The organism is Neisseria sp. P0009.S007 (genome assembly GCF_051962515.1).
The window spans coordinates 1-1,608 of record NZ_JBQCVF010000295.1 but is presented as its reverse complement, the minus strand read 5'-3'; the positions used below and the strand labels follow the sequence as shown (position 1 = coordinate 1,608).

Annotated in this window: 2 protein-coding genes; one reads left to right on the top strand and one right to left on the bottom strand. The window is 54.0% G+C overall.

All coding sequences use genetic code 11. The annotated features are described in order from the left end of the window. Window positions 1–648, top strand: a 648-nt coding sequence (locus tag ACTHS3_RS12615) for a chloride channel protein (protein WP_440368093.1), incomplete at its 5' end; no start/stop codon positions are given. Between the two features lie 75 nt (window positions 649–723). On the opposite strand, the gene ACTHS3_RS12610 is transcribed toward ACTHS3_RS12615, so the two are convergent. Further along, window positions 724–1,608 (bottom strand): AarF/UbiB family protein (locus tag ACTHS3_RS12610; RefSeq protein ID WP_440368092.1); only part of this gene is annotated, 885 nt, incomplete at its 5' end.

Below are 1,608 nucleotides of genomic sequence, written 5' to 3'. Positions count from 1 at the left end.
ATGCTGATGTGGGCCGCGGTGTCGGGCATCGTCTGCGGCGTGGCTGGCGGATTGTTCGGCAGCTTTTTGTATCGCGGCGCGGCGGCATTCGCACCGGTACGCTGGCGCAGTTTCATCCGCCGTCATTTGTTGGTGGTCGCTTTTGTAATGGGTATCTTGTTGGCGTTGCTCGGTACGTTTTATCAAGGTAAAACCTATGGTACGGGTTATCACGAAGCCGCAGCCGCTCTTAAAGGCGCATATGAAGCGCCGTTCGGCTTGGCTGCCGCAAAATGGGCGGCGACCGTGTTCAGCTACTGGGCAGGCATTCCCGGCGGTATCTTCACGCCGTCTTTAACCATTGGTGCGATGATAGGCGAACACATGGCTTCTTTCGCGCAACTGGGCGACGCGTCCAATGTCGCGGTTTTGCTCTGCATGGCCGCGTTCCTTGCCGCCGCAACCCAATCGCCGTTGACCGCTGCCGTAGTGGTAATGGAAATGACGGGCGGACAGAATTTGTTGTTTTGGATGTTGCTGACTTGCATCTTCGCTTCGCAAGTCTCGCGCCAATTCTCGCCGCATCCGTTTTATCACGCCGCAGGTCTGCGCTTCAGACGGCATATCGAAGCCGAAAGCGGACATGTTCCGCATGAGAAAAAAGAATAGATAGGCATATAAAAGGCCGTCTGAAAACTAAATTTCAGACGGCCTTTTATATGCCGTTTAAAGCTGTATTACGGTTTACTTAAACAGCAAAATCAGTAGCAAAACAACCGCAATCACAGCCAACCACAGGCTTTGGCGTTGCTGTACTTTGACCAGATGCACATAGGCATCGCGCATTTCCTGTTGGCGGTTTTCATCAACCAACGCACTGATTTTGCGCGGCAGGGAAGGGATGATTTGCGCCCAGTCGGGAGCTTCGTTTTTGAGGTTGCGCCAAAGGGCTTTGGGGCCGACCTGTTCGTTCATCCAACGCACCAAAAACGGTTTGGCGGTTTTCCACAAGTCCAAATCGGGATCGAGTTGGCGGCCTAAGCCTTCGATGTTGAGCAGCGTTTTTTGCAGCAATACCAGCTGCGGTTGGATTTCGACATTGAAGCGACGGCTGACTTCAAACAGGCGCATCAGTACCAAGCCGAAGGAAATTTGCGAAATCGGTTTGTTGAACACCGGTTCGCACACGGCGCGGACAGCCGCTTCCAATTCTTCCGCGCGCGTGTCGGCAGGCACCCAGCCCGATTCGATGTGGGCGGTAGCGACGCGGTGGTAATCGCGGTTGAAGAATGCGAGGAAGTTGATGGCGAGATAGCGTTTGTCGTAGTCGGTCAGCGTGCCGACGATGCCGAAATCGAGGGCAATGTAGCGGTTGTCGGCGGCGACCAAAATATTGCCGGGGTGCATATCCGCATGGAAAAAGCCGTCGCGGAAAACTTGCGTGAAGAAGATTTCCACGCCGTAATCGGCAAGTTTGTGCAAATCAATGCCGTCGGCTTTGAGTTTGGCAATATCGGATACCGGAGTGCCGTCCATCCATTCGATGGTCAGCACGTCGCTGGTGCAGTAGTCGTAAAACACCTTCGGCACAATCAGCATATCGCTGTTTTGGAAATTGCGACCGAGCTG